Here is a 17,533-nt window from a genome sequence, read left to right on the forward strand (position 1 = left end):
CAAATCAAAAAAGCTGCCAGAATCAACTGACAGCTCTACAAAGCTTTGATAATTTAGAGGCTATTCGGCTGTATTTTCACCTTCTTCGGAAGTGTCTTCTTCCTTGAGGGCTTCAGGAACATTGTTTCTGATGATTTTATACCAAGCAACCAGTTTCTTGATATCAGAAGGGTAGACTTTACTTTCGTCGTAGTCAGGTAGCACATGCTTTAGGAAAGCTCTTAATTCGTCAGCGTCAGCACCATTTTCAAGTCCAAGGTCACCTTCAAACTCTTTTTCAATGTTTTTCATCACATCCTGAAGAGGTGTGGCCCCTTCTTCATTCATGGTATAGATGGAGATTTCGGCGAGAATGCTTACTCTATGGCTAGCACCTACTACAAGCTTGGATTTTTTTTCGTCCATGCTTTCTAATATTACCCCACCTTTAGTTGGCTTTAATATTTTGTAAAGTCCGGGTTTTCCGGAAACTGTTGCGATTTCGTTAAAATTCATAAACTATACGGTTTTGAGGGTACAAATATAGAACATGTCTGACAATGCCCAAGCCTTACTTGAGGCTATCGTAATATTCCTTTACTTCTTCATCGAAAAAAGTCAAGACATCTTCTTTGCCTTCAGATGATTGAGCAGAAGTAACAAAGAATTGAGGATCTTCTCCAAAAATTTTCACGCACTCATTCAAAAATTTCTGGATATTTTGCTGCGTCTTGGATTTAGCCTGTTTGTCTGATTTGGTAAAAATCAAGATAAAAGGAATGTCATTTTCCCCACACCAAGTAATGAATTCCAAGTCAATTTTTTGTGGTTCAAGCCTACTGTCCACCAAGACGCACAGAGCTACAAGATTATCCCTATTGGTCAGGTAGTTGCTGATCATTTTTTCCCAGGTGGACTTTATACCTTTGCTTACTTTGGCAAACCCATAACCTGGAAGATCGACCATATACCAATTGCCATTGATGACAAAATGATTGATCAACTGTGTTTTACCAGGTTTGCCTGAAGTTTTTGCCAGGTTTTTGTTATTGGTCAGCATATTGATCAGGGAGCTTTTACCCACATTGGACCTGCCGATAAAGGCAAATTCAGGCTTGGTAGGCTCCGGACATTTTTTGTAGTCCGTATTACTGATGACGAATTGGGCATTTTTGATCATGGTGATACTTTTTTGCAAAGGTAAGTCTTTTGTTCAATTTACCCGAAAGTAGAATTTTACCTAATTTTAATTATAAACCTCAAGACTGTACCTTCTCCTTTTTCTGATTACTTATCAACATTTTTCATATGCTCGGGTTTACTTAGTAATATTGCACAAAATTAATAGAGACAGATGTCAGTAGTACCATACAAAGACAAGCAGGAAGGGAAGAAGGAGCAGGTAGCTGAAATGTTTAACAACATCAGCAAAAAATATGATTTTTTGAATCATTTGCTCAGCCTAGGAATAGATATCATCTGGAGGAAAAAAGCCATCAAACTTCTCAAAAAAGACCAGCCCAAACTGATATTGGACATTGCCACCGGTACAGGTGATTTTGCCATTGAAGCCTTGGCCCTGAACCCTGATAAGGTGATTGGAGTGGATATCTCTGAAGGTATGCTGAATGAAGGTCGGAAAAAAATGAAGAAGCGCAAACTGGATCATATCATAGATATGCAGCTTGGCGATTCTGAGAAGTTATTATTTGAAGATAATAAGTTTGATGCAGTCATCGTTTCTTTTGGAGTTAGAAACTTTGAAAATCTTGAAAAAGGACTAGCCGATATGCATAGAGTCCTCAGACCAGGAGGTAAAACAGTTATTGTGGAGTTTTCTAAACCTAAGAAATTTCCGATGAAGCAAGGATATAATTTTTATTTCAAATATATTTTGCCTCAAATCGGTAAATTGGTTTCCAAAGATAATTCTGCTTATACTTATCTTCCAGAATCTGTTCAGGTATTTCCTGATGGAACGGATTTTCTTGCAATCTTGGAGAAAGTTGGCTTTAAAAACACACAATGCAAACCACTAACATTCGGTATCAGCTCCATATACATTGGGGAAAAATAGTCCTGCTTTGTCTGGGTTTCCTTTTTTGCAATCAGGAACTTTCTGCACAGGCCAGGTTTAATGCGATAAGTAAAGCCGGCCAAGATGAAAAACTCCTGTCTTACGGCTTTTTTCTTGCAGGACATACCAATTATTATCAGCTCAAGTATTCTGAAGCTTTTATGGACCCAGGCAATGTCCAAACATCCCGGGTGAGAAGTGTGGTGCCCGTATATTCACCTGGATTTTCTTTGGGCTTTTTGGCTGTATTCAGAGTTCATGATCAGTTCAATATTATGTTGACCCCCAAAATCGGGTTTTATGAATTTCGGACTGATATTAACTTCTTTGGAGATCCGCAAAACCTTGACCCAAGTCTTGTTCAGACAAATCCTGATATTCCTGTAAATGAGAGTTTACAGCAATCCGGAACAAGAAGTGTAGTGACAGAGTCTACCATGATTGAGCTTCCTTTAATCTTCAAATACAAGGCACAACGCTTTAATAACAACAGGATGTTTTTTACCGGAGGAGGAAGTGTGCTGTGGAGGACTAAGGATCAGGAAGAAGCTGACCTGGAAGCTTTGGTCACCACAGGGAGAGATTTTACTTTGGACATTGGGATGGGTTTTGATCTTTATTTCAAATACTTCAAATTTTCACCTGAAATTAGGTTCTCACATGGTCTAGTTAACCTTTATAGACCTGAGGAGACAGATCCCGCATTCCGTGATGCCATTTCTGAAATCAGAAGAAAGTCAATCACCCTCTATCTGCACTTTCAATAAAAAAGGAGGACATCATGTAGATGCCCTCCTTTTTTATTGATTAGAAAAAAAGTTTCAAAAATTAACTTTCACTCAACCTTAATTCTATTATTGGTTGGATCAGTCTTGAGGAATCAATTTGATCATCAGGCCAGTAGCTTCAGTCACGGCATAGATATACCCATCCGGGCTTTGAGATACTTGTCTTACTCTACCTATATCTTGCAGTAATGTTTCTTCGGTAACATATTCGGTTCCGTCAAGTTCAACTCTGGCAATTTGTTGACCGGCCAATCCTGCTACTAAAATATTGCCTTTCCATGCCGGATATTTATCAGAGGTAACCAAGGTCATTCCGCATGTTGCAATCGAAGGTACCCAATACGTAACTGGATCTTCTACTCCTTCTTTCTGTGTTTCTTCAGAGATGATTGAGCCGTCATAATCTATGCCATAGGTGACTTCAGGCCAACCGTAGTTTTTTCCTTTTTTGATGAGGTTGAGTTCATCCCCGCCCTTGGGACCATGCTCTACAGACCAAATCCTGTCATTTTCGGAGTCATAAATCATCCCCTGAGGATTTCTGTTTCCATATGTCCAGATCGAAGCATTTGCACCATCTTTATCCACAAAGGGATTGTCAGAAGGGATACTGCCATCGTCATTGATTCTATGGATTTTCCCGTGGTCATTGTTCAATTCTTGTGCATTCTGAGGTCTGGAACCTTTGTCCCCGTTGGAGAAATACAAGTATCCGTCATTGTCAAAAATTATTCTATTTCCAAAGTGACGACCGCCCTTCCAAGTAGGGCCGTTTACAAAGATTTCTTCAAGGTCAGTAAGTGCATTTCCGTTGAGTTTGGCTCTTGATATCACTAATACCTCTCCATCTCCTTCTTCTCTGGAGTAAGAGAGATAAAGCCAGCCATTGCTTTCATAATTTGGGTGCAGGGCGATATCGAGCAGGCCTGCCTGATTTACCTCTTTTACTGTAGGCATATTACTGATTTTTTCACCGGTGTAGACGTCATTTTCAAAAATGAGAATCTCACCTTTTCTTTCAGTTACCAGCATTCTTCCGTCAGGCAACCAAGTCATACCCCAAGGGTTTTCGAAATCTGTGTAAAGCGTGTCTACCTTGATTTTCATTTTCTCAGTAGATATTGCAAATGGGTCTGCTTCAGCTGTTGGATTATTGTTTGATGAATTGCCGTTTTCTTGACAGGAAAGCAAGCTTATTGATAGCGCTCCTGCCAAAATAAAAGATAGATTCTTTAAGTTTTTCATAGAGTTTCTGATGATTTACCTTCAAACTTAATCAATTTTTTGGTCAAATGTTTTGAGCATTTTACGGGCGGTGAGCAATTGCTGCCAAAAGAAAGTAAATTGCAGTTAACCCAAAAATGAAATTAATAAACAAGAATATTTATGAACAACCAAATTTGGATCATGACCTCTGCTTTTGATCAACTCAATCTTGATCAGACCATTGAAAAGGCTAAAGAAATAGGTGTTCAAGGTTTAGACCTTTGTGTTTTCAGAAGAGATGGGACAAGGGATGATTTTGTTGCTACTCATTTGGATTATGAAAACTTTGGACCTGAGGAGGCAAAGGTAATTCTGGACAAATTCAATGTAGCCAAGCTTAGACTTTCCATTGGGGCTTTTGACAATTTAATTGGAGGAGATCCTGAGCATAGAGTAAAAAATCAAAATCACCTGCTCAAATTGATAAGAATGGCATATCTGCTAGGTGGGGATGAAAATGATGTCAAAGTCGGGACATTTGTAGGCTACAATCACGAACTGGGTATTCAAGAAAATGGTTTTGAAAAAAACCTGGAAGAATATCAAAGAGTATTTACACCTATAATAAAGTATGCAGAAGATCTTGGAGTCAGTATTCTTTATGAAAACTGTCCCATGGAAGGATGGAGGTCTTCGGGTTATAGCACCACTTATAACAACCTCCCAGGTGTACTGGCTGCAAGAAAAATCATGTACGAACTTATTCCAAGTCCAAATCACGGGGAAATATATGATCCATCCCATGATATCTGGCAGCAAACAGACCCAGTTTCGGTCATTGAACATACTGAAATGGCAAGGCTCAAAAGGGTACACGTAAAATCAACCAGAAATAATTCGGATCCATATTGGGGGAATATGTATCCTATGCAAAAAGTGAAACCGGAGTGGGCAGAAAAATCAGGTATTCCTTACAGTACCAATGAATGGGACAGACATCATTATGAAGCCACGCTCCCTGGCTTCGGTCTTGGAGATAGTATGGATTGGAGAAAGTTTGTGGATACGTTAAAAGAAAGGAATTTTGCCGGACCTTTTGAAATAGAAAATGAAGCTAAACTTTCCAAACAAACAGGAAACTTGGGGGCTGTGGTTCAAGGCTGCAAAGCGGCTGTTCAAAATCTCGCACCCTTACTTTACCCACTTACAGATAATGGCTTTGTCTATCCTGAGAAGGAGATTTTGCCTTTGAAGGATTTTAGCATAAAAAATATTAAGGAAGTAAACATAGAAGAGCTTGGTCTATAGTTTTCATTAAAATCCTAAAAGGCTGGGAGAATGTGCCCAAGTAATGCAAGATCATGGAATCAAGTTTGGGTTGGAATATCTCGGGATGCGCACCATGCTCAATCAAAATCGGTATCCTTTTATTTCCACCATGGAAGAGTGTAGAGACCTTATTGCTACCACGGGACAGCAAAATGTGGGCTTTGTTCTGGATTCTTTCCATTGGTATTGTGCCAATGAAAATATTGAAGATATCCGAAGCCTCAGTCCCTCTGAAGTCGTCGTGGTAGATATCAATGACGCAAGATCAGGTTTTACCAGAGAAACCCAGGTGGATGGTAAGCGAGAGCTGCCCCTTGCCACAGGAGTAATTGATCTCAAAAGCTTTTTGCAGGGATTGGTAGACATTGGTTATGATGGTCCTGTCCGCACTGAGCCATTCAATCAGGAATTGAATCAAATGGATGATGCCCCAGCCCTTCAGACTAACATGAAAGCGATAAGAAAGGCTTTGGCCTTATTGGGGTGAAAACTTCAGTCAAGTACCATATATTCCGGAATGGTTTTAAGAATTTTGTTTTGGAGATCTTTCATGTAGAATACATGTGTGTTTCCCTCCTTGTCATCCAATTCAATCCGCTCAATTCTCACAGGAGTATCTCTTGGCCCATTTGACCTGAAAAGCAAGTGGTGAGATCCAAACCTTCTGCTACACACTGATCTCCTATTGTTGACTTTTTTTCCATCCATGGTTTCAAAAAACATCCGAAAAGATTGGTCAGTTTCCTGTGGTTTTTCATTCAAGGGAGAAATTGCCCCGGAAGTTTGTATCAACACCATGTCTTGATTGCTGCTGAGCTGACCGTCTTTCTGTGAAAAAATGATAATTGATTCGATCTCTACCGGCCCAGAGTACATGGGCACATCCTTTACCAGTTCAAAGCTATAGTTCATCAACTCTTGATTGAAGTTTCTCGGCAATATATTGAACTGACGGTCATTGGGTCCACGGAGATAATAGGAATTCATTTGGTATTTGCCATAAGGATGGTGAGGAGGAACATATTGGGGGTAATGGAAACCAATAAAGTATTGTCCACTCCTAAAGCTTCCTGTAGAAGAAGCCCTTACTTGTACCCCCTCATTATGAACAAAGTCCGTTGTCGTGCTGATTCCGCCCTCTGCATTGCTGGAAGTTTTCGAAACAGTATAAAAGAAGGTATAATGGAGGCCATTGGGAGCTGCGGGGACTCTTTCCGGGAAAAAAGGAGAAATATAAACTGGTTCAGGGGGAGCGTCGTCCAAGGCAGTCCAGGTCTCCAAAGTTACTCCAGTAGGGAATCCCTTCTCCTCCAAGTGTTTGGCTTGATATTCTCTGACATTGCCAAGGTTGTCGGACATCCTCATTCTGCTGACTCGGTATTCCCGGGCGTGGTTGGCAGTCTGCATGTTCCAACCCAGTTGTGCAGTAAAGGTGCCCTCAAATTCATCTCCATCCTTCAGGTGGAAAAAGAGTGATTTACCAGGGCCTGAAAAGTCAGGGGCTTGCATATCAATTCTGATTTCATCGACACCAGATTCTAAATCTCGGGCATTAAGCGTTACCAAGACTTGTTCATGTCCTTGGTCCCGATCAAAATGGGAAGGTGAAAAATCAAGAGAAATCAATTCAGGTGGGCTAAGGTCAGGATTGGGAATACTGGCGTCCACTCCTCCAGATACAGTAATATTCATGTCCCTTGAGAGAGGCCTAAATATTTTTTGGCCCTCTACATCCCAATCGTGATGGGTATACAGTACAATATTTTCAATAAATGGCATCCCAGGGCCCTGTGGTTCATATGTAATCCATCCTTCAAGGGAAGGGAAATAGACTTCCAATAAATAATGTGGAATCAGTCTGTTTTGATCAGGCCGTGCAATAAATGTACGTACGGTTCTAGCGGGTATCCCAAGGTGTCTCAAGATGGCAGCTGGTAAATGAGTAAATCCTATACAATTCACCGTTTGATTTTCAAAGGATTCAATGGCAGAAGGTACTTCGTTTGGGTTACCCCAGAAAAGATGTCCTCTATTCCACCTCAAGACCTCATAAACAACATCTTTGGTGTTAGGGTCATCGAGTCTGGTGAGTATTTCCTCAGCAAGACTTTGGATCCTGGGATCTTTACTTTCTATTTTTGGACTTGGGGAAAGGTAGCGTTTGTCCAGAGAGTTTGGAATGTTTCTCAATGGAAATGCATCTTTAGGGTTCGGCATTTGATTTGCCAATGTATTGATGATTTCCACTCTTCCATCTTCTATCTTCCTGATTTCTGTTGCATAGTTCAGGCTTTGGTAAGATTGCATTTCAGGAAATCCACTTAAAGGACTCACAATAACAAAGATTTTGGATAAACCGTCAATATCGGCTTTTTCCAACATGTCTTCCATTTCAACTTGGGTATCCTGAGCACAAAGATTTCCAGTCAAGCTCAGAAAAACATACAGCGCCAAGAGATTCAAAATGTCAGCTTTTTTAAAACTCATTTTTCATTCATTTTCTAACCTAACAAACCAGGATTAAGGTCTTTTTTTCTAAATTAAAAAATATCACAGGAAATCAACAAGCAGATATTGAAAATGCAGAATTGGATGAGAATACGTAGGAGCCTAGCGTTTATCCCGATGATATGGCTTATAGTTCTGAAGTAGATTTATATTCTGTTGAGTTTTATGGGGTATGTTTTAGAAGCATTCCATTGGCAGACATAGAGGTTTTCATCCTGGTCTATGCACACATCATGACAATGTTTGAAAACAGGTTCTTTTTGGACCATCAACTGTAATTCTCCATCAAGGTACTTTGGCTCAGTACCCCCGGGATTGGATACGACTTTATTATTTTCATCCAGTATGGTGACAAAACCTGAATTGTCCATTTGCTCAAGATACTTGGAGCGGGACCAACAGACTCCAGCATACAGGTTGTTTCCATGTAAGACAGGTCTGCATACAAATGCACCTGGTAAAAATAGGGTTTCCAAGTATTTTCCATTCAGGGTAAATCTTTTGAAAGAATTGTGTCCACGGGAAGTACAGAGTAAGGTCGGGTTAGCGCCTTTGCGTTGGTCAATTGCGATTCCGTGAACTGTTTTGAACTGTGCATCGCCATGTCCATCACCGCCAAATTTTCGGATAAATTTGCCTTTTGGGTCATACTGCAATATAAATTGAGAACCGTAGCCATCCGAAATGTATAAATCGCCATTTGGGGCAACGCAGGTTTCGGTAGGAACCCATGGCATTTTTTCTTTATAGATCCCCTCTTTATGTGGAGAGGTAATTTCAGTGATGATTTTGCCATTCAGGTCAGTCTTGATCACCCTGCCTCCATTGTCCACAATCCATAAAAATTCTTCACCTCCTTCATTGACCATGCTTAAGCCATGGGCTGCAGGTAAATTCAGTGTCCAGGTGCTCAATAATCTACCTGACTGGTTGTAGATGATGATGTTGTTTTTGGGTTCATCAGTCACCATAAATAGCCGGCCCTTTTTGTCCATAACCATTTCGTGACAGTTTTGAACAGGAGTTTTGGCCGGATCTAAATTTCCCCAGGAAGGATCTACTTTATATTTGAAATCCCCATGACCAATTATTAAGTCATTAGAATAGGAATAGGAAAGATTGGGTTTTAATGTCATGGCTAGTCCGGTCAGGGCAGTAAGTTTGAGGAATGCTCTTCTGTCATTGGGCATAATTTGACTTTTCAATCTAAAGCAATGCTTTTTCATATTTCCGGAATTTAAGCCAAAAGGTCATTTTTTATAAAAAAATATTAAATCAGTCAATCCAATAAGGCTTTGATGGTCGTAGCTCTTTTCAAATAAGTTAAAACCAACTATTAAGTCTTATGAAAAATTTAACAAAACTAAACAGATTTGCAACGGCCCTTTTTATTGCCGCAGCAAGTTTTGCTTTTTCATCTTGTAATGATGATGAAATGGAACCAATGCCAAGTATGCCGGGAATGGAGTCCTTTGAATACGGATTCAATGAAGGTCAGTTGCTTGACAATCCGGGAACAGCATACGATGGCGATGGAGATGGTGACCATCCAAGAAACCTTTCGGCCAGACTCGACATCGAGGAAATGGAAAACGGAATGGCTAGAGTAACAGTAACTTTGGAAAATGGAATTAACGGATTGGAATATGCAGTGCATGCCCATGATGCTGCTGATCCATCTACTACACCAAATGGGACTCCTTATAATGAGACTCCAAATGGTGATGTTTTTGCAGGTATGATCACAATATCCAATGGGTCTGGAAGTAGGTCTGTAGAAACGAACGTGAGCTATGATTTTCTGATCAATGAATACGAAGGTTTCTTTGTTGTACACGACCCTACTCAGGCAATCAGTACTACTGATTTGACCACATACCTGGTCTTGGGTATTTTTGCTCAGGATCTGCCTGAAGCTACGCCTACACTTAGAACCGTTGAATTCGATTATGCCTTTAATGAAGGTCAGGTTTTAGATAACCCTGACATTGCCTATCAAGGTGAGCACCCTAGAGACTTGATGGCTAAGATAACTGTAGAGGAGAGAGTTGATGGTACCTCAAGAGTAACAGTTACATTGGACAACACTTTGGATGGGGAAATGTATCCGGTACACTCTCATGATGCAGCTGATCCTTCCACTACTCCTAACGGTACTCCATACGATGAGACGCCTAATGGTGATATATTTGCAGCTATGCTTACAGGGAATGGAGGTACTGTTTCTGCAAGCAATGATTTAGAGATTTCTTTCAATGAATTGACCAGAAATTACGAAGGTTTCTTTGTAGTGCATGACCCAACACAGGATCTGAGCACAACAAACTTGACTACCTACTTGATTTTAGGTCTTTTTGCCAGATAATGTTTATTGATCTAAAAAAAAGAAAAGGACTGCGGCCTAGGCCACAGTCCTTTTTTTATGAATTAATAGTTGGTTTAGTACTTAGAAATTGATCAAGTACTGTGCCAATGAACCATTTATTCTAAAATTCTTCATGAAAATAGAGGACGAACCCAATTCCCGGTTGGATAAAATTAAAATTTGATTTTCTGACTTGAAAGTTGAATTGACCGCCATCTCGATCCGGTACAAATTCTACATCTCCCCTGCGAAGATATTCAACTGGCTTAGTTTCCTGGTAGATCACTTTAAATTCAAAAAAACCAAATTCAGGATTTTTAAAGGGGATTTTAAACCCTCCTCCAAATCTTAGAGCACCAATCCAGTCTGCGTGATCCCTCCCTTCTTCTATAGGCTCTTCAAATCTGCTTTCTGAGATTTTATATCTGGTATAAAGGTAGTTTGTTCCACCTTGTAACTCTACAAATGGTTTGAGCTTCCAACTGACTTCCGGTAAGTACCTAAACAAGGCCATGATAGTAAGAGAATTATTATTTCTCCTTAGCCTCAATTGGTCATTGAATCCTGCATATAAATCCCTTCTTTTTTCGAGCTCAGTGCCATAGATTCCATAGCCAATACTCAGTCCAAGATTGATAGGAAGGTTCCAGAATTCATAATATCCAACAGTGCTGAATTCGGGGATAACAATTCCCGGCGAACCCTCCTTAAGCTTACCAACAGGAAATCCCAGGTTACTTTGAAAACCTAAGCCCCATTGTTGACCGGAAAGCTCCGTACTTAATAAGAAGATAATTGAAAGAGTTAAAAAGGCTTTCATAGGTCTTGGGGTTTTGTAAACTTTCAAATTACTTCATTTTACTTTTGACCTCAATAAGATTAGTTTCCAAACCAAGTTAGAAATCTTGTTTGAATATCGGGAAAAAGCTTGGAAGTCCCTTGCGATTTTTGCTACTGTAAATTCTATTTTTGATAAAAATTCCTACCTTTGCAATCCGTTCGGGTGAACGGGGTCCTTGCGCTTGAAAATCAGGGACTTTATCTAAAAACAAAAACCTCAATCCGATGACTCTAGGATTGTTGAAAGTCAGAGTTGTAAAATATTATGTCAAATCAAAAAGATTTTAACTGGGACGATTTCGACACCAAAGGATTTGGTGAAGGCTATTCCAAGGAAAAAAGAGCTGAAATGGAGGCCCTTTACGAAGGTACTCTGAATGAAATCACAGAAAAAGAAGTCATCAAAGGTACTGTAGTAGGTATCAATGACAAAGATGTGATCATCAATATCGGCTTCAAATCTGATGGATTGGTTCCTGTTTCTGAATTCCGTGACCTTCCTGATCTTAAGATCGGTGATGAAGTGGAATTGTTTATCGAAGAGCAGGAGAATGCATTGGGCCAGTTGGTGCTTTCCAGAAAGAAAGCCAGAATGGTACGCGCATGGCAGGATATCGAAGATGCCCTAGAACATGATAACATCATCGAAGGTCTTGTGAAAAGGAGAACCAAAGGTGGTTTGATAGTGGACATCTACGGCGTAGAAGCATTTTTGCCAGGATCCCAGATTGATGTGAAGCCTATCAGAGATTTTGATATCTATGTGGGTAAGAAAATGGAAGTGAAAGTGGTGAAAATCAACCACTCTAACGATAACGTAGTAGTCTCTCACAAAGTCTTGATCGAGAAAGATCTTGAGAAGCAAAAAGCTGAGATCTTGAACAACCTTGAGAAAGGTCAAGTACTTGAAGGTGTGATCAAAAACATGACCAACTTTGGTGTATTTATCGATTTGGGTGGTGTTGATGGTTTGCTTCACATTACTGATATCTCTTGGGGCAGAATCAACCATCCGGAAGAAGTACTTAATCTTGATGACAAAGTTCAGATTGTTGTTCTTGATTTTGATGATGACAAGAAGAGAATTTCTTTGGGTATGAAGCAATTGACAGCTCATCCTTGGGATGCTTTGTCTGCTGACCTTGAAGTTGGTTCCAAAGTACAAGGTAAGATCGTCAATGTAGCAGATTATGGTGCATTCCTTGAGCTTGCTCCTGGTGTGGAAGGCTTGATTCACGTTTCTGAAATGAGCTGGTCTCAGCACTTGAGAAACCCAGCTGACTTTGTAAAAGTAGGTGACGAAATCGAAGCAGTTGTATTGACCTTGGACAAAGACGAAAGAAAAATGTCTCTAGGTATCAAACAACTAACTGAAGATCCTTGGACAAAAGGTGACATGGCCGCTAAGTACGCTGTGGGAACCAAGCACAAAGGTGTGGTAAGAAACTTGACCAACTTCGGTCTTTTCCTTGAATTGGAAGAGGGTATAGATGGTTTGGTTCACGTATCTGACCTTTCTTGGACTAAGAAAATCAAACACCCTTCTGAGTTTGTGAAAGTAGGTGATGAGTTGGATGTAGCTGTATTGGAACTTGATGTAGACAACAGAAGACTTGCCTTGGGTCATAAGCAATTGGAAGAAAATCCTTGGGATACTTTCGAATCCGTATTCCCTGTAGGTTCTGTACATAAGTGTACTGTTGTTTCCAAAAATGACAAAGGAGCAGTTCTTGAGCTTCCTTATGGTTTGGAAGGTTTCGCAACCAACAAAAACCTTGAGAAAGAAGACGGATCTTCTGTAGAAGTAGGTGAATCTTTGGACTTTAGAGTAACTGAATTCTCTAAAGAAGACAAGAGAATTGTACTTTCTCATACAGCAATGTTCAAGGAAGAAGCGAAAGTAGCTCCAGCTCCTAAGAAAGCAACTCCTAAGAAGAAAGCAGAAAGCACTCCGGAAGAGAAATCAACCCTTGGAGATCTTGACGCTCTTGCTGAGTTGAAGGAGAAGATGGAAGGCGGAAAGAAATAAAATTCTAGAAGCAAGATACTAGACTCAAGAAACAAGATGAGTTAAGTAGTATATGACAAAAGTGGCTGCTGAAAGGCGGCCACTTTTTTTGTGTCTTTTCATATATCCTATGAGGATTTAGAAACATCGAAGGATTATTTTTTTACCTGATTGATTTTACTAAAAAGGATAAATTCAAAACATGATAAAAAAGAACTATGTAGGGCGTTTTTGGGGGATAATATGTAATTTCCAGAATAAGGTTATGAAAATAGTTCTTCAGGATTCTACACTTTCAAATGAAATAGTAGTGCCTTATAAAATTGGGGCGATCCTTAACATTGAAGCTTGGGATAAACCCTTTTATGCGGTCCGTGATGATGATTTTCTTGGAGAAGAACAGGATTACATCACTTTTTATAAGTTGCACTTGCAAAGAAAATGAATGGGTTTTTGAAAAGTGGAATAACAAAGGTCCAATCATTTGTGGGCTGATCTCTAAAGAGAAAGATTCAGTTTTTTACCAATCAATCTTCTCAGCCTTAATTGGCAAGTCCCTCACCCTTGTTCCTGTTCCGTCAAAAACAGCATTGGCAATAGCCGCCGCAACCGGACCTTGGGCTGCCTCCCCAGCTCCAAGTGGTTTTTCCTCAGGACGGTTGATGATATGGACTATTACTTCGGGGGTCTCTTTGCTGCGCAAGATTGGATAGGTGATCCAGTCTTTACTCAAGACTCCTTTTTCATCATATTTTACTTCTTCCAATAATGTCCAACTGGCAGATTGTATCATTCCGCCCTCAGTTTGATTGATCAGCCCATCAGGGTTGATGCACTGGCCTGCGTCAATAACTCCGGTTAGTTTTTGGAGGTGAAAGCTCTTATTTTCCTGGTTGATTTCTACCTCTGCCAGCACAGCAAAGTAGGCAGCGGAATTTTTATATTTGGCAAAGGCTAATCCGTAACCTGTATTGCTTTGTTGGATTCGGTTATGGTAATTGCTTTCCTTGGCCAATCTGTCCAATACTGCAATTGCACGTGGGTCGTCCAGATTGTTTTTTCGGAATTCCAATGGATCCACTGCTGCAAGGTTCGCCATTTCGTCCATAAATGATTCCAATGCGAATATGTTTCCATAGGCCCCAAGTCCTCTTAATGCTGATGTGCGCAAAGGCCCATCATAGTTATACAAGCGTAACCTTTTCGATGATATGTTATATAAAGGTGTGGCATTCCTGTAGGCCCCACCTGAGAAATTCCCTTTTTTAAATTCAAAGGGTTCTTCCAAGTGCCTGGCAGAAATATAATGCCCGGCATCACCTCTGGGACGGGTGCTGTGGGTGTCAGACCAGATTTGTGTATCCCAAGCTGTAACCAAGCCTTCTTGATCTATACCGGCTTCAAGCTCTATCCGCATAGCAGAGCCATAAGGCTCCCACATATGCTCATCTTCCCGCATCCATTGGAGCCTGACAGGAGCCTTAGGATAGGCTTTGGCAACCAGAGCGGCCTCTGCCGATACATCATCTGCACCGTTGTGCCCATAGCATCCCGATCCGGGCATTCCTATGCATCTGATATTTTCTGTTTCCAAATCAAAAAGATCCGCTAAGGTGACCTGAAGCGGATATACACCCTGAGTCGGCGACCAGACTGTAAGCTGGTTGTTTTCCCATTTGGCAAGTGCACAAGAAGGACCTGTAGAACCGTGCATGTGATAGGGTCTCATGTATGTAGACTTTAGCTTTTGCAGAGATTGCCGGATTTGTTGAGTTATACCGGGACTGTCCTCAATTAGCTCAGCTTTTTCAGAGCTTTTTATCATGTCGTCAAAAAGCTGTTCGGGAAGAATATTAATATTTTTTGCCTCCCAGTCAGTTACTTCTCTGAGCTTTTGCCAAGCTTTGACTGCTTGATATTCTCTTGTGGCGATTACAGCCAGAAAATTACCGTTTTGAATTACCTTCAGGACACCTGGCATTTCATTAACAGAAGAAAGGTCTGTTTTGATGATTTGAGATGAATAGGAGGGCGGGTGAAGCACGCGTGCATGCACCATGCCAGGCAGTCTGAGATCATGTACAAAATGAGCAACTCCTTTTACCAGGTTTTTAATGTCTTCCCGAGGTATTGCTTTACCTACAATTTGATGGTCTTTAGGTTCTTTTTCTTTTGCTTTTCCAGATACTTTTGCTTCATAGAAATTCCCATCCACCAATTCCCAATAACTTGTTTTCTGGTCATTCGGGCCGTAAATTATTCCGTTCTGTACATTTATTTCATTGACTTTAGTACCCCAATCAGAAGCTGCTTTTTTGACCAAAAATTCTCTTGCCTCAGCAGCAGCCTCCCTGATGGCTTTTCCGCTTCCTTCCACAGAGTTGCTTCCTGCTGTGTAGCCCTCATTGGCTGTTTGTCCCGTATCTCCATTGATAATATGGCAGATATCCATATTTACATCTAGCTCTTCTGCTGCAATTTGCATAAGTGCAGTCCGTATACCCTGTCCAAGCTCCTGTTTTCCTGTAAGAATGGTAACATGACCTTCTGCATCCAAGCGAATCCAAGAATCAATCAGGCTTCGGTCTACATGCGGCCTTTCCGGTATTCCTTGATATGGGGAAATTGCGTAGCCATCTCCTTCTTTTGTCCCACAAAAAGTAAGGGGGAATAAATTGAAGCCTATCAAAAGTTGCCCTGTTGCTTTGATGAATCCTCTTCTGTTTGTTTTTAAGGGTTCCATGGCCTAAAATCTTGAGTTTTGGTCAGCAGCTTTTTTCACAGCACTGATAAATCTGCTGTGCGTGCCACATCGACAAATTACTTTGTCTAATGAAAGCCTGATTTCTTCATCATTGGGTTTTGGGTTTTTTCGGAGTAGTGCCAGTGCTGCGATGAGCATGCCATTGACACAATAACCGCACTGTGCAGCCTGTTCTGAATAAAAAGTCTCTTGAAGCGGGTGGGACTTGTCTCCTTCGGAAAGCCCTTCAATGGTGATTATTTCCATCCCTTCAAAGTTTTGGCAGGGCTGAACACATGTAGCTAGTGCTTCACCATCTGCCAAGACCATACACGTGCCACACTGTTGTAGTCCACAACCGAATTTGGCTCCATTAAATCCAAATTCCTCTCTTAAAATGTACAAAAGAGGCTCTTCAGGATCTGCTTCAATGGTTAGGGATACACCATTGACTTTTAGTTTGATTGCCATGATAGGTCAAATTAGTCTCTTGATAAATTAGGGATTATCAAGGCGGTATCCAAAAGGTTTAGTACGGATGGGCTTAACTTTTGACCATTAGCATAAAAAACTTATCAAATCAAGCCTATGGAAATATCCATGGGAATTTCCATGATTACTTCTCCTTCAAATGGAGCAGGGCCTACATACCTGAGATTCATGATGAACTGTATTCGTGGGCTTTCCAAAAACAGTTGCGTAATGGAATTGGCCACATTATCAGGAAGTGGAAGACTTACGGGTTCCGTATTCAATGAAGAAACAGGAGGTACCACGACCTCTACGTTTTGTGTTGGGTCTTCAGGATTTGAAAAAAGGATTGTTCCACTGATTACTCCTTGATTTTCCAATAATTTTTCATTTTCTGATGTCAACTGCCCTTCAAAAAGCAGCAAAACGGAACGGAATTGGATGTCCAGCAACTCAGAAACACCTGTTCTGACTTCTTGAGGGAATTCATCGTCAGTTAAATCTATATCCTCCTCTTTCAGTATCAAAAACGGAGAATCCTCTGTGTAATCTCCAGCAGGTATCTGGACATCAAAAGATTCTTTGAACGTTGTCGAATAGGAAGTGTTTAACAATTCCTCTACAAGTTCACAGGATGTGAAAATAAATAATATTGAAATGGTAAAGGCCAGTTTTTTCATTGTCCAGATCATTAAGTCTAGATGAAAATTAACCAATATATCTGTCTTAAAAGCCTGCAATTGAGTGATTAGGCTTTACGGATTATTAATTGTGTGATCCTAACTACTGTGTCAAGCCTCAGCCAAGTACTTTTATCTGTTAATGGTGGGGCAGTTTTAGTGAAAAAATCCTGCTCTTTGGCAACTTGCCTGAAGTAAGGAAAAAAGAAAAGCATCCCCTAAAGGAGATGCTTTGAATTGGAGGTCGCGAGCGGATTCGAACCGCTGTACAAGGTTTTGCAGACCTCTGCCTAGCCACTCGGCCACGCGACCTTGATTAATTGGAATGCAAATGTATGGATATTCGCCTTTAATACAAAAGTAGACTAAAAAATTATGTTTATCGCCTGATTTTCTTCAAAAAAGAAAAATCAGAAAATCCAATGTGATACGGTTTTTCTTACAGGTCATAAGCTTTGGCGACCAATCACCAAATATAGATTTATTTATAATGATTCTAAATTGATTTTAGGTAAAATTCAACAGTTATAAAAAACTGT

General features: G+C 40.4%; 16 protein-coding genes and 1 tRNA gene. 7 read left to right on the forward strand and 10 right to left on the reverse strand.

The window, feature by feature from the left end; genetic code table 11:
* Nucleotides 1-60 precede the first annotated feature (60 nt).
* Nucleotides 61-495: a DUF5606 family protein gene (locus A33Q_RS20300; protein ID WP_009032833.1), complete on the reverse strand. Its 435-nt coding sequence runs from the start codon at nucleotides 493-495 to the stop codon at nucleotides 61-63.
* Nucleotides 496-550: 55 nt separating this feature from the next.
* Nucleotides 551-1,159: a ribosome biogenesis GTP-binding protein YihA/YsxC gene (yihA, locus tag A33Q_RS20305; RefSeq protein ID WP_009032832.1), complete on the reverse strand. Its 609-nt coding sequence runs from the start codon at nucleotides 1,157-1,159 to the stop codon at nucleotides 551-553.
* A 174-nt stretch (nucleotides 1,160-1,333) separates the two neighbouring features.
* Between yihA and ubiE the strand changes: the two genes are divergently transcribed.
* Together ubiE and porT are read left to right on the forward strand one after the other, a co-directional pair.
* On the forward strand, nucleotides 1,334-2,056 hold the full coding sequence (ubiE, locus tag A33Q_RS20310) for a bifunctional demethylmenaquinone methyltransferase/2-methoxy-6-polyprenyl-1,4-benzoquinol methylase UbiE (protein WP_009032831.1): 723 nt from the start codon (nucleotides 1,334-1,336) through the stop codon (nucleotides 2,054-2,056).
* A complete protein-coding gene (gene porT, locus A33Q_RS20315) occupies nucleotides 2,005-2,823 on the forward strand; it encodes a type IX secretion/gliding motility protein PorT/SprT (protein ID WP_009032830.1) in 819 nt (272 codons plus the stop codon). Before ubiE ends, porT begins: the two co-directional genes overlap by 52 nt.
* A 99-nt stretch (nucleotides 2,824-2,922) precedes the next feature.
* Here porT and A33Q_RS20320 read toward each other — a convergent pair whose 3' ends face one another.
* Nucleotides 2,923-4,089 carry a PQQ-dependent sugar dehydrogenase gene (locus A33Q_RS20320; protein WP_009032829.1) on the reverse strand — a complete coding sequence of 389 codons (1,167 nt, stop codon included), beginning with the start codon at nucleotides 4,087-4,089 and terminating at the stop codon, nucleotides 2,923-2,925.
* A 141-nt stretch (nucleotides 4,090-4,230) separates the two neighbouring features.
* Between A33Q_RS20320 and A33Q_RS20325 the strand changes: the two genes are divergently transcribed.
* Together A33Q_RS20325 and A33Q_RS20330 are read left to right on the forward strand one after the other, a co-directional pair.
* Nucleotides 4,231-5,358 (forward strand): sugar phosphate isomerase/epimerase family protein, encoded by a 1,128-nt coding sequence (locus A33Q_RS20325; protein WP_009032828.1) that lies wholly within the window; start codon nucleotides 4,231-4,233, stop codon nucleotides 5,356-5,358.
* A 22-nt stretch (nucleotides 5,359-5,380) separates the two neighbouring features.
* Complete coding sequence (locus A33Q_RS20330) at nucleotides 5,381-5,866, forward strand: sugar phosphate isomerase/epimerase family protein (protein ID WP_262489369.1); 486 nt, start codon at nucleotides 5,381-5,383, stop codon at nucleotides 5,864-5,866.
* A 5-nt stretch (nucleotides 5,867-5,871) separates the two neighbouring features.
* On the opposite strand, the gene A33Q_RS20335 is transcribed toward A33Q_RS20330, so the two are convergent.
* Both A33Q_RS20335 and A33Q_RS20340 read right to left on the reverse strand, forming a co-directional pair.
* The gene (locus A33Q_RS20335; RefSeq protein ID WP_009032826.1) at nucleotides 5,872-7,866 is read right to left on the reverse strand and encodes a transglutaminase-like domain-containing protein; all 1,995 of its coding nucleotides are present in this window, start codon (nucleotides 7,864-7,866) and stop codon (nucleotides 5,872-5,874) included.
* A 167-nt stretch (nucleotides 7,867-8,033) separates the two neighbouring features.
* Nucleotides 8,034-9,113, reverse strand: a complete 1,080-nt coding sequence (locus A33Q_RS20340) for a 6-bladed beta-propeller (RefSeq protein WP_009032825.1) — start codon at nucleotides 9,111-9,113, stop codon at nucleotides 8,034-8,036.
* A gap of 119 nt (nucleotides 9,114-9,232) precedes the next feature.
* Here A33Q_RS20340 and A33Q_RS20345 point away from each other — a divergent pair, with 119 nt between their 5' ends.
* Nucleotides 9,233-10,252: a hypothetical protein gene (locus A33Q_RS20345; protein WP_009032824.1), complete on the forward strand. Its 1,020-nt coding sequence runs from the start codon at nucleotides 9,233-9,235 to the stop codon at nucleotides 10,250-10,252.
* 121 nt (nucleotides 10,253-10,373) lie between these two features.
* Here the strand turns inward: A33Q_RS20345 and A33Q_RS20350 are convergent, their stop codons facing one another.
* Nucleotides 10,374-11,072: a hypothetical protein gene (locus tag A33Q_RS20350; RefSeq protein ID WP_009032823.1), complete on the reverse strand. Its 699-nt coding sequence runs from the start codon at nucleotides 11,070-11,072 to the stop codon at nucleotides 10,374-10,376.
* Between the two features lie 285 nt (nucleotides 11,073-11,357).
* Here A33Q_RS20350 and rpsA point away from each other — a divergent pair, with 285 nt between their 5' ends.
* Together rpsA and A33Q_RS20360 are read left to right on the forward strand one after the other, a co-directional pair.
* Entirely contained in the window at nucleotides 11,358-13,121 is a 1,764-nt protein-coding gene (rpsA, locus tag A33Q_RS20355; protein WP_009032822.1) for a 30S ribosomal protein S1, read from the forward strand.
* A 181-nt stretch (nucleotides 13,122-13,302) separates the two neighbouring features.
* A complete protein-coding gene (locus A33Q_RS20360; protein WP_009032821.1) occupies nucleotides 13,303-13,545 on the forward strand; it encodes a hypothetical protein in 243 nt (80 codons plus the stop codon).
* A gap of 75 nt (nucleotides 13,546-13,620) precedes the next feature.
* On the opposite strand, the gene A33Q_RS20365 is transcribed toward A33Q_RS20360, so the two are convergent.
* The 4 genes from A33Q_RS20365 to A33Q_RS20380 all read right to left on the reverse strand — a co-directional run bounded on the left by A33Q_RS20365 (nucleotide 13,621) and on the right by A33Q_RS20380 (nucleotide 17,306).
* Nucleotides 13,621-15,843 (reverse strand): xanthine dehydrogenase family protein molybdopterin-binding subunit, encoded by a 2,223-nt coding sequence (locus A33Q_RS20365; protein WP_009032820.1) that lies wholly within the window; start codon nucleotides 15,841-15,843, stop codon nucleotides 13,621-13,623.
* Nucleotides 15,844-15,846: 3 nt separating this feature from the next.
* Entirely contained in the window at nucleotides 15,847-16,314 is a 468-nt protein-coding gene (locus A33Q_RS20370) for a (2Fe-2S)-binding protein (protein ID WP_009032819.1), read from the reverse strand.
* Between the two features lie 104 nt (nucleotides 16,315-16,418).
* A complete protein-coding gene (locus A33Q_RS20375; RefSeq protein ID WP_152527440.1) occupies nucleotides 16,419-16,994 on the reverse strand; it encodes a hypothetical protein in 576 nt (191 codons plus the stop codon).
* A gap of 238 nt (nucleotides 16,995-17,232) precedes the next feature.
* Nucleotides 17,233-17,306, reverse strand: a tRNA-Cys gene (locus A33Q_RS20380).
* Nucleotides 17,307-17,533 lie beyond the last annotated feature (227 nt).

Origin of the sequence: Indibacter alkaliphilus LW1, from assembly GCF_000295935.2 — a bacterium.
Taxonomy (GTDB): Bacteria; Bacteroidota; Bacteroidia; order Cytophagales; family Cyclobacteriaceae; genus Indibacter; species Indibacter alkaliphilus.

Excerpts from the sequence above, each read along its gene's own strand:
- yihA (WP_009032832.1), bottom strand. The coding sequence starts at position 1,159 with ATGATCAAAAATGCCCAATTCGTCATCAGTAATACGGACTACAAAAAA.
- A33Q_RS20320 (WP_009032829.1), bottom strand. The coding sequence starts at position 4,089 with ATGAAAAACTTAAAGAATCTATCTTTTATTTTGGCAGGAGCGCTATCA.
- A33Q_RS20300 (WP_009032833.1), bottom strand. The coding sequence starts at position 495 with ATGAATTTTAACGAAATCGCAACAGTTTCCGGAAAACCCGGACTTTAC.
- A33Q_RS20350 (WP_009032823.1), bottom strand. The coding sequence starts at position 11,072 with ATGAAAGCCTTTTTAACTCTTTCAATTATCTTCTTATTAAGTACGGAG.
- ubiE (WP_009032831.1), top strand. The coding sequence starts at position 1,334 with ATGTCAGTAGTACCATACAAAGACAAGCAGGAAGGGAAGAAGGAGCAG.
- A33Q_RS20370 (WP_009032819.1), bottom strand. The coding sequence starts at position 16,314 with ATGGCAATCAAACTAAAAGTCAATGGTGTATCCCTAACCATTGAAGCA.
- A33Q_RS20335 (WP_009032826.1), bottom strand. The coding sequence starts at position 7,866 with ATGAGTTTTAAAAAAGCTGACATTTTGAATCTCTTGGCGCTGTATGTT.
- A33Q_RS20365 (WP_009032820.1), bottom strand. The coding sequence starts at position 15,843 with ATGGAACCCTTAAAAACAAACAGAAGAGGATTCATCAAAGCAACAGGG.
- A33Q_RS20375 (WP_152527440.1), bottom strand. The coding sequence starts at position 16,994 with ATGAAAAAACTGGCCTTTACCATTTCAATATTATTTATTTTCACATCC.
- A33Q_RS20360 (WP_009032821.1), top strand. The coding sequence starts at position 13,303 with ATGATAAAAAAGAACTATGTAGGGCGTTTTTGGGGGATAATATGTAAT.
- A33Q_RS20340 (WP_009032825.1), bottom strand. The coding sequence starts at position 9,113 with ATGAAAAAGCATTGCTTTAGATTGAAAAGTCAAATTATGCCCAATGAC.
- porT (WP_009032830.1), top strand. The coding sequence starts at position 2,005 with ATGCAAACCACTAACATTCGGTATCAGCTCCATATACATTGGGGAAAA.
- A33Q_RS20325 (WP_009032828.1), top strand. The coding sequence starts at position 4,231 with ATGAACAACCAAATTTGGATCATGACCTCTGCTTTTGATCAACTCAAT.
- rpsA (WP_009032822.1), top strand. The coding sequence starts at position 11,358 with ATGTCAAATCAAAAAGATTTTAACTGGGACGATTTCGACACCAAAGGA.
- A33Q_RS20345 (WP_009032824.1), top strand. The coding sequence starts at position 9,233 with ATGAAAAATTTAACAAAACTAAACAGATTTGCAACGGCCCTTTTTATT.